Here is an 11,119-nt window from a genome sequence, read left to right on the forward strand (position 1 = left end):
ATATTGCCTGAGCAGCATTTGGTGTGATTCCAACTGCTGATAAATTTGGATTTACAGTCATTGTTATTGTATTCGAAGTAGCTGGACTTCCTGTCAAACAGGGACTAGCATTCGAAGTCATTACAACTTTAATAGCATCACCATTAACCAAAGTACTGCTACTGTAAGTCGAACCTGTTCCTACTGCAGTCAATCCTTTAAACCATTGGTAGGTTGGAGTAGTTCCTCCATTTGTAGGAGTAGCTGTAAAAGTTACCGGAGTTCCCGCACAAATTGCTCCCAAAGGTGAAGCTGCAATACTAACACTCGCAGGTAAATTTGGATTTATTGTCATCGTTATCGCCTGCGTAACTTCACATCCATTAGCATTTTTTAATGTCATTGTTCCGGAATAATTCCCCGGTGCTGTACCTGCTGGAATCGAAATTCCAGTTAAAGTGCCACCTCCAGCTAAAAAATTAAATGTAGTCGATACTTGATCCGTTAGCGTTGCCCAATCAATACTATAACTTGTAGGACTATTAGTTGTCCCTGTATAGGTCATTGTGGTAGTTGATACGCCCGGGCAAACTGCCGTAACTACTGCGGGTGTAGCAGCGGTTGTTATCGTTGGAGCAGCAGTTACATTAACATATGTCGTAGAAGGGGCACTTGTACAGCCTCCTGCTGTGGTTACAACTACAGTTGCTTCCTGAATCCCAGAACCGCTAAATGTCACAATAGGACTAGGGCTAGTCAATGAAGAAAACGATGCTCCTGGAGATCCAGACCACGAATAAGTAAACACCCCTGAACTAGGAACATTCCTTACATTCAATTGAACAGGCACTCCCGCACAAAAAGTAGAGGTATTAAAAGAACCTCCAGAAGTTCCGGCTATCGGAGCCACTTGTGAAGTTGGTATTAAAACTATATTATCTATAATAGTTCCATAAGTTTTTCCTCCATTTAAAGAGTTATAAAATTCAATGGCTATTGAAGAACTTGTAGGCGTAAAGGTAAAACTACCTACTTGCGGAGCTGCACTGTTTGTAGTTAACCTCGTAAATGTAGCAGGAGATGATCCCCCAATTACAACAAAATCAACAGCAACAGTTGCAGGGGCTGTTGGATCCGATCGTCGGGCATAAATAAAACTCACTGTATAAGAGACATTAGGGACAACCGTTACCGTTTGTCTAAGCGATGACTGTGAGTCTAATTCTGCTGTAAAACCAATACTATTACCAGTAGCAAAGTAAGAACTCTCAGGGTAAGTTTCGACATAATTCCCAAATGTTGTAGCTTTTGACCAATTTACTGCTTGATCATTCCCTGTTGCACTATTACTAAAATCACCATTAGTAATTAAATTCCCCGAACAATTCGAAATAACAACATCATCAGTAGTATTACAACCACTACCATTACTTATTGTCCATCTTAACACCCATGTTCCTGATCCCGAAGGTGTAAATGTAGAAGTTGGATTTGAAGTATCACCACTAGCAAACTGACTTGTAGCAAGATTTGGACCACTCACTATTGACCATGTTCCTGTATTACCACTTCCCGGAGCATTGGCCGCTAACGTAAATGGAGTATTTTTATATTGATCTGCTCCTGCTTGTGAAACAGGTGCTGGCGGACTAAAGCTATAAACCTGACCACTTGCTGGTTTAACATTAATATTTGTAGTAAAAATTGACGATTGTGCAATTGGTGTAGTTGCTATATTATTTAACGTCAAATAACTACCATTCGAATCATAAATCCCTATAGAAGCACCTAAAGTCCCATTATTTACATTTCCTACCCCACTGTTGTAATAATACTCAATTTTATTAGTAGTTTCATAAAGCCATACCTGAAAAGAAATAACATCACTATTTGCATTGTAATCCCACTCCTGTTGAAACCATTCAAGTTTAAAAATTCTATTTGGAGCAGATCCAGTTACCACATATCTTGGAATTGTTCTGTTCTGCAAGTCATCCCATAAAGGAAATAAAATAGGTTTTGATTGACTTGCGTTAGTCGCACTATTTGTATTGTTTTGCGTAGCATTATTTGAAGGGTTTCCAAAACTAAGCCAGCCATTACTCGAGACTCTAATTTGATTATACCCTGATCCTCCAAATAAGAAATTAAAAGGAATCGCTATTGAATTAGAAATATTATCATCATCTGAAGCTCCTAAGCCACTTACAGAAGTAGCCCCGGTTAAAGGTGCATAGGTTCCAATTCTTTCAGAAAAACAGTAGCTACTAGCTGACTGTCCATAATTAAGTAAAAAAGTAAAAAATAAAAGAAGACTTAGTAATAATTTTTTATTCGTAAGTAATTTTCGAATCATATAGGCGTGGTATTAGATTTGTTTTTGGCATTAAAAGAAACAAAATAGCACTGTGTTTTTTAAATACAATACTTTAAATTTGGCTTTTAAACTGAAAAATTAAAGCTAAAATCCTGTTTTAAGGAAGATTATAACTCTTCAAATTCTGGCACAAAAATATTATAATTCTGCACATACACAACATTTTAGTAGATTTAATTTTTAAGAAAAACGAAAAAAACATATCCAATTTTAACAACAAAATGACTATTTTTAGCTCAAATAGTTAAAAAGAAAGAAAAAACTCATGAATACAACTTGTACTCCCAAAGAAGCCTTACTTAAACTGGAGCATTTTTGTGCCTATCAGGAGCGCTGCCATGCCGAGGTAGTTTCTAAATTGTACAGCTTAAAAATGACCAGCGATGAAACGGAACAAATTGTTGTTCAGCTAATTGAAAGTAACTTTTTAAATGAAACCCGTTTTGCCTGTAGTTTTGCCAGAGGAAAACACAGAATCAAACAATGGGGAACCATCAGAATAACCAATGAGCTAAAAGCAAGACAAATTTCTTCGACCAATATCACTATAGCTTTAAAAGAAATCTCTCCTGAAGAGTATAAAACAACTTTTGAGCAATTGTCTGAGAGATGTTGGGAAAATTTAAGAGAAAAAGATACTCTTAAGAAAAGAAAAAAATTCTGCGATTATATGTTAAGACGTGGTTATGAAAGCTTTTTAGTTTACGATAAAGTAAAAGAACTAGAGCAAAATTCGTAGCTCAATTTTACATTTTAACAATTTTGATTAGAACCACTTCTAAAATCCAAAATGCAATAAATTAACTTTCTGAAATACAAAACAATAGACTCCAATAAAATTCTTTTTTCTTATAAATTAAAATTAGCTTTTTATCAGAAAAATCACCATCACAAATCTTCATGTTTTTTGCACATTCTGCACCATAATTCGCTTTTTTTTAATTAAATGCTCGAAAAAAAACTCATTTTAAAGCTTATTTTGCGATTTTTCTTATATTTTAAACCCTTGATTTATAAGAAATAACACAACTTGGCCAATTTAAAAGTGTATTTCATCGACTATTTTAACATTTCATCGATTATTTGCCCCTTCCAAAAACCCTCTCAATTTCAAACACGCAGATGTATCTATCTTTGCGTTGGCAAAAAAATCCTCCGCCAACCTAACAATCTGATAGAAAACATTTAACATGAAGAAAACTCTACTTTTATTTTTATTGTTACCTTTTTTTGCGATTTCCCAAACTGATCTTGTTAAATGGGATGACGCTAATTCGCTTGCTTCACATGTTTTAGTTTCAGCAACGCAAGTTAGTTCATCAGACATGTCAGGAGCTAATCTTTCAATATTAAATTACGTAGGTTTTACAGGCACAAACTGGCCTGCAGGAAATGTAATCGATCCTGCAACTTACATTCAAATTTCTATAAAAGCAGAAACTGGCTATAAAATTGATTTATCAAGCCTAAAATTTGCCTACAATCCGTATGATGGAAATCAAGGCTGTAGAAAATATCAAGTACGCTATTCTAAAGACAGCTCTTTCCCATCAAATGGAACATTACTATTAGACAATCAAAACCCTTCAATTTCTGCAAAAACAAATGTAGATCTTCCTTTCCCAACAGGAGTATATATACTTCCGGAAGAAACTATGTACATTCGTTTCTATGCCTATGATAGAGGAAATACAGGTTGGGCTGGTGCCAGATGGGGATTATTAAATTCAAATACCCAAGTAAATGACGGTTCTTACTTTGTACCTACAATCAACGGCTCTGTGTCAGCATACAACCCTACACTTAAAGCCTTTGACGATACCGCAACCAGCATAAAAAACAATTTTACTTTTGTAAATGTTTTAGCAAATGACTCACAAGCTACTAACCCTATTTCATCTCTAACTGTAGCTACCCAACCCACAAATTCAGGCGGAACAGCAGTTGTTAACGCAACTGACAAAACAATAAAATTTACTCCTACACCGGGATTTACCGGAGCAACATCTTTTACATATACTATTGGTGATGGTACAAATACTTCTACAGCAACAGTAAACGTAAATGTAACGGCACCAACAGTCGACCCTCTAGTTAGATGGAACGGACCATCAGATGCTATTGCAACAGTTACAGCACCAGCAGCGATAAGCGCAGGAAACATCACTTCTACACCAGCTTCGATATTAACAGTATTAACAAATGAAGGTTTTAAAACAGCTGGTTGGCCAACTAACTTTGCCAAAGACGAAAACAAATATGTTGAGCTAACCGTTAATGCAAAAACAGGATATAAAGTTAATCTGAATTCTTTTGACTTTACTTATAATGGGGCAGGCAATGTAGATGTTAAGAGATATCAGGTACGATATTCAAAAGACGGTTTTAACACTAGTTATTTATTACTAGATGAAGCCACTACAACCGGAAAAGTCAATAAATCCTTAAGTTTAGCAAATCTAACTTTGGTAGCAGGCGAAACGCTTAGCATACGAATCTATGGATACAAAGTATATGTATACGGTGATTTAAACTCTCCTATTTTCTTAGCAAATTCCAATACAATTCAAGCTGGAAATACGGTTCCTACAATTACAGGTACAGTTTTACTTTATGATCCTGCAGACATAAATGCAAATGATGATAATGTGACTACAAGAAAGAATACAGCCATAAAAATCAACACGTTAAATAACGATACTACGGGCGCAAGTCCCATATCGAGCATTACAATTGCAAGTCAACCAAGCCTTGGGCAAGGTACAGCTACAGTAAATCCAGATAAAACTATAACTTTTACGCCGGGAACTGATTTTACCGGAGACACTTCTTTTAAGTACACTATAACCAATTCAACGCAATCAGCAACGGGTACAGTGTTTGTAAAAGTTGAAGACGCTACTCCAAGTTTGGTAATTTGGAATGGAGCTTCACAACAGCCAGTTGCAGCAGTTTCTGATCCTAATATTACCGCAACAAATATCAATGCAAACGGAATGACTTTTAGTTCCGTTGACAGTAATTTTAGAATAAACTCAATACCTACCGCTTTAGATTATACCAAATACATTCAGGTAAGTGTTACTCCAAAAGCAGGTTATAAATTAGACCTAACACAATTTAAATTCACTTATAAATCCCCATCTGATCAGGATGCGGGACCTAAAAAATATCAGGTTCACTATTCTACTGATCCAACATTCCCTGCAAATGGAAATACTCTTATAGCAGAGACTACTGCAGTATTAAACACTCAAACAACAGTAAGTGTTAATTTTCCTCCGGGTGTTGTTGCACTCCCAAATCAGACAGTTTATATCCGAATTTATGTTTATGAAAATAATCAATATTATTCAGACTATTATCTGGTACATGATAACGGAGGGGAACTTGGTCCAACCATAATGGGAGTAGTTTCAAGCATTGACACTTTAACCGCAATCTATGACAACGCTACAACAGTAAGAAACCAAGCAGTGACAATTCCGGTTTTGGCAAACGATTTACGCGGATCAATTCCTTTACAGCCCATAACAATATCAACTCAATCTTTAAATGGTACTGCGACTGTAAACGGTGAAAATATAATATTCAATCCTTCAAATGGTTTTACTGGTTTAACATCATTTGTTTATACCATTTCTAACGGAAGCTCGACTTCATCAGCAATTGTTTACGTTACAGTTACTGATCCTCCTTGCGTGGCTGCTTTAACACCGGGAATTAATTACTGGAATGGCTACGTTTACACTTATACGGGAACACCAGCGCCAACTACATATGTTGGTACTATTACTGAAAAAGCTAATTTTGAACGAGATGTACAATACGGAACAATAACCGGTGATGCAACTGTTGCGGCAGATAATTTTTGTGGACCTGTACCAGCCGAAAATTTCCTGGTTCGCTATTTAATGCAAACGACGACAACGGCAGACACTTATAATTTTACTGTGGGTGGAGACGATGGTGTTAGATTATACATTGACGGAAACTTAGTTAACCTTACTCCAACGGATTCATGGACAGACCATGGTTATATAACGTATGTTGCTCAGGTTCCCCTAACTGCGGGAACACATAATTTTATTCTGGAATATTATGAAAAAGGAGGAATTGCACGAGTATCTTTTTCACACGGTCCTGTAATAGCTCCTAATGCATCTCTTCCGTTTGGAATTAACAAATGGAACGTTTATGGTTTCAATTTACCAGATATCAATCTACAAACTGCAAGTTTTGCAGGAACTTATGTTGATCCAAATTTAAGCTTTGACACTCAGGCTTTTTGGGATAAAACAAAATCTCCTTCTTATAGTTCTAATTGGCAAGGAGCCCCTATGCCGGTAGATAATTTTACGATTACTTATAAACGCAGAGGATTCCCATGTGGACGCTACCAACTGGTATTGGCTAATTGTGATGATGTTGCAAAAATTTTCATCGATGGAGTTGATATTTTTACTCAAAATGGTTATAGTAATGCTAATGTGGAGGTAAATGGACAAACTACCTATTTCTTAAACGAAAACTCTACGGTAGAAGTACGTTTAAGGGAAGATGGCGGGGATGCTAACATTGCCCTAAATTTTATAGACACTCCAACAGAGTACAATGGCACTGGAACTATTTCTCCAAATACAACTTCTATCAGAATAAAAGAAAATACAACTTTAAATAACGACATCCAGGTTTGTTCTTGTACTATCGATAAAGATATAATTCTTACCGTAGCTTCTAACAAAACATTAACGGTTAACGAAACTATAAATGTAGGAGCAGGTGGAAAGCTTTTGCTTGAAGATGGAGCCTCATTATTACAAAACAGTACAGAGTCAAATGCTTATCAAGGTGATGCATATTCGTTTCAAGTGCAAAGAAATACCGAATTAGTTCGTCGTTATGATTTTACGTATTGGTCAACACCAATAACCAGAACACCTGCATATACATTGCATGAATTGTCGCCAGAAACATTGTTAGACAAGTACAGCAGTTATGATTCTTCAATAAATGCATGGGATATAAACCTGAACGGAACAAAAGAAATGATTCCTGGTGTAGGTTATACTGTTAGAGCACCACAGCATTTCTCGATAACAAATGGGGCAATTTATTTAGCAACTTTTACCGGTATCCCAAATAACGGAGATTACTCCATTCCGCTTTATAATACAAATTGGAGTTTAATAGGAAATCCGTATCCATCAGCAATCGATGCCGAAAAATTCATTGATATCAATCATAAAGCTTCACCATCTGTAGATGTAGGGGCATTATACTTTTGGACACACAATACTCCTCCAAGTGATAAACCTTCGGCAGGTGGTACTTATGATTACACCAGTAATGATTATGCTGTTTTTAATTTATCAGGATCAATAGGAACAGGTGGTGCAAAATTACCTAACGGAAATTTTGGACCTCCACCAACTGGCGAAATTGCTTCATGTCAATCTTTCTTTATGAGAGCTTCGGGATCAGGAATAGTAAAGTTTACCAATGATATGCGAATAAGCGGAAACAATGATCAGTTTTATAAAACAGCTAAACCGAGTACTTTAGAGAAAAATCGTGTATGGCTAAATCTTACAAATGTAAAAGGAGCTTTCAAACAAGCTTTAATAGGATATATAGAAGGAGCTTCAAATTCCTGGGACATTAATTATGATGCTACGACAATGAATGGAAATAGTTTTATAGATTTTTACAGTATTAATGAATCAAAAAAACTAGCTATTCAGGGACGTGCATTACCCTTTCAGGATACTGACCAAGTTCCGTTAGGATATAAAACTACCGTTGCAGGAGATTTCACCATTGCAATTGATCATACTGATGGTGTGTTTAATAACCAAGCAGTATATTTAGAAGATAAAACAACTGGTACAGTTACAAATCTACAAGCTGGTAATTATACATTTACAACTGCAATAGGAACTTTTATTGATCGCTTTACTATTAGTTACATCAAGAAAACTCTTGGAACCGATGATTTTGAAAATCTTGAAAATAGTGTTTTAGTTTCGATAAAAGATAAAGTAGTAAAAGTAACAGCAACCAAAGAAACGATTAAGGAAGTAAGTATTTATGATATTAACGGACAACTTCTTTACAACAAAAAGAAAATTGGAACAGCCGAATTACAAATACCAAACCTACAATCAAGCAATCAGGTTTTATTGGTAAAAGTTACTTTAGATAATGACTATCTGACTACCAAAAAAATAATTTTCAATTAAACCTACCATAATTAAATGTAAAATCCGACAGTGAAAGCTGCCGGATTTTTATGTGTAATGCACAACCTAAAAAACTAAAAAGATCTCCAAATCTATTTTCAACCCAAAAAAAACCGCCTTCCCCATGCCTCACAAATCATTATTATCTCATTACTACCGTTATCTAACGAAAGTAGTATTCTTCTTTTTACTGATTTCTTTTAAAATGTCAAGCCAAACCAAAATCACTACAATATATACGGACTGGAACGGCTATTGGAAATCGAATGCCATAACTGGTTCAGGAAACAGACCTGATACTGAAAATAATTTATTAGCTTTTGAATGGAATTCTAAAACGTATTCAACTGGTGTAAATGACAATATTCTTAACACAAAACTCGTTGCTTATAATCCACAAAAATTTAGAGCATTAAAAATTCAAACCTTAGGGCTGGACCCGGCTAATATGTATTTTTTACAAGGCTCAAAAATAGACGGAGATGATGTTATTACGAAATTAATTCCACCATTAGCAGGTGCAACATCAACAGGTGCAGAACTTGCTTCACGACTCACAGACGGTATTAACGGATTAACTTTAGGAACAGGTATAGCGAACATAAAAGCAGGCACAGCTGAATTTAAAGTGGGTACAAATAATTTAAATCTAAATGGCCTTGGCGATAATATTCCCGATTTAATTGTAACTCAGGTTGCTGATCCTGGAGGCGCTGCAGATACTTTCAAATTTGTAGATAAAGACAATAATATTGTTGGTCATGCCTTATTCACAAATTTTGGTTCAATGTCAGCGATAGGTACTTATAGTCTGGATTTATTTAGAGCCGATAATGCAGCCAGAGCATTTACGCCTGCCTCAACCAGAGACATTAGAATGCTGGCAATTGAAACTAGCGAATTTGGTATCACAGCAGCAAACGCCGCAAGTGTAGATCGTTTTGTTGTTACTTTTTCCGGAAGTTCTGATTGTGCATTTATAGCTTTTAATACAAACTCGCTAAAAATACCCGAGCTAACTTTGATTACAAAAGGTACCTTAACATCTTGTGGAAAAGCAGGCGACAAAATAAACTACACTTTTGAGGTTACCAATACCGGAGAAGTTCCTATAACTGATATCAGAGTTACCGATGCCTTATCTGGAATAACAATATCAGGAAATCCCATTGCCTCTTTGGCTGTTGGTACAAAAACAACTTTAACAGGGATCTATACTATTACAGCAGCAGATGTTGCTGCAGGTAAAATCATAAATACAGGGAAAGTTACCGGAACTGATCCTTCGCTAAACACCGTTGAGTTTAATAATACACCTTCAACTATATTTTTGTTAACACCACCAACAGTGGTTAGCTTCACAAATACCACATGTACTACTTTAGGAACTATCACATTAAGTGATCTTCCGGCTAGCGGAAGCTGGACAGTTGAAAGAAGTCCGGGATCAGTTAAAACTGTCAGTACAGGAACATCAATTACGCTTACAGGAATTCCGGTTGGAAAATATACTTATAAAGTTTATAACTCCTGCTTTATGTCACCTTCAAGCGCTGAAGTTACTATTGCAAATCAATCTTCAACAACTTGGGACGGAACCACATGGTCTACTGGTGCTCCAAATGCTACCAAAAGTGCAATATTTGCCGGACCATTTACAATAACTGCAGATATAGAGGCCTGTTCTTGTACAATTAATTCGGGGGTTAACATTGTTGTACCAACCGGACGTACTTTAAACATTCAAAATGCGGTTACCGTTGTATCTGGAGCATCACTAACATTTCAGAACAATTCTAGTTTAGTACAAACTAATCCCGCTAATAATATAAATACCGGAAACATCATTTATCATAGAGATACACAACCAGTTCGTCGTTATGATTTTACTTATTGGTCAACACCGATAACAAGAATACCGAAATACACATTACATGACTTGTCTCCGACAACCTTATTAGACAAGTACAGTAGTTATGATTCTTCAATAAATGCATGGGATATAAACTTAAACGGAACAAAAGAAATGATTCCTGGTGTAGGATATACGGTTAGAGCACCACAAACATTTTCGATTACTAATACGGCAATTTATTCGGCAACTTTTACGGGTGTACCAAATAACGGAGATTATTCGGTTCAGATTTACAACACAAATTGGAGTTTGATAGGAAATCCATATCCATCGGCAATAGATGCAGTAAAATTTATTAACATTAATCACAATGCTTCGCCATCAGTAGATGTAGGAACATTATATTTCTGGACACATAATACTCCTCCAAGCGGTACGCCATCGGCAGGTGGTACTTATGATTACACCAGTAATGATTATGCTGCCTTTAATTTATCAGGATCAATAGGAACAGGTGGTGCAAAATTACCTAACGGAAGTTTTGGACCTCCACCAACTGGCGAAATTGCTGCATGTCAATCTTTCTTTATGAGAGCTTCGGGATCAGGAATAGTAAAGTTTACCAATGATATGCGAATAAGCGGAAACAATGATCAGTTTTATAAA

At 36.1% G+C, this 11,119-nt stretch carries 3 protein-coding genes and 1 pseudogene; 3 read left to right on the forward strand and 1 reads right to left on the reverse strand.

What is annotated here, in order from left to right; genetic code table 11:
• Nucleotides 1-2,335 (reverse strand): DUF642 domain-containing protein (locus CHB81_RS25995; protein ID WP_141130468.1); only part of this gene is annotated, 2,335 nt, incomplete at its 3' end.
• Between the two features lie 286 nt (nt 2,336-2,621).
• Here CHB81_RS25995 and CHB81_RS26000 point away from each other — a divergent pair.
• The 3 genes and pseudogenes from CHB81_RS26000 to CHB81_RS26010 form a co-directional block, all read left to right on the forward strand.
• Entirely contained in the window at nt 2,622-3,095 is a 474-nt protein-coding gene (locus tag CHB81_RS26000) for a regulatory protein RecX (protein ID WP_089354727.1), read from the forward strand.
• A 451-nt stretch (nt 3,096-3,546) separates the two neighbouring features.
• Nucleotides 3,547-8,598, forward strand: coding sequence for a tandem-95 repeat protein (locus CHB81_RS26005; protein ID WP_089354728.1), 5,052 nt, complete (start codon nt 3,547-3,549; stop codon nt 8,596-8,598).
• A 124-nt stretch (nt 8,599-8,722) separates the two neighbouring features.
• A pseudogene (locus CHB81_RS26010) lies at nt 8,723-11,119 on the forward strand (DUF11 domain-containing protein); the annotation flags it as partial.

This window comes from Flavobacterium sp. ov086 (assembly GCF_900187965.1).
Classification (GTDB): Bacteria; Bacteroidota; Bacteroidia; order Flavobacteriales; family Flavobacteriaceae; genus Flavobacterium.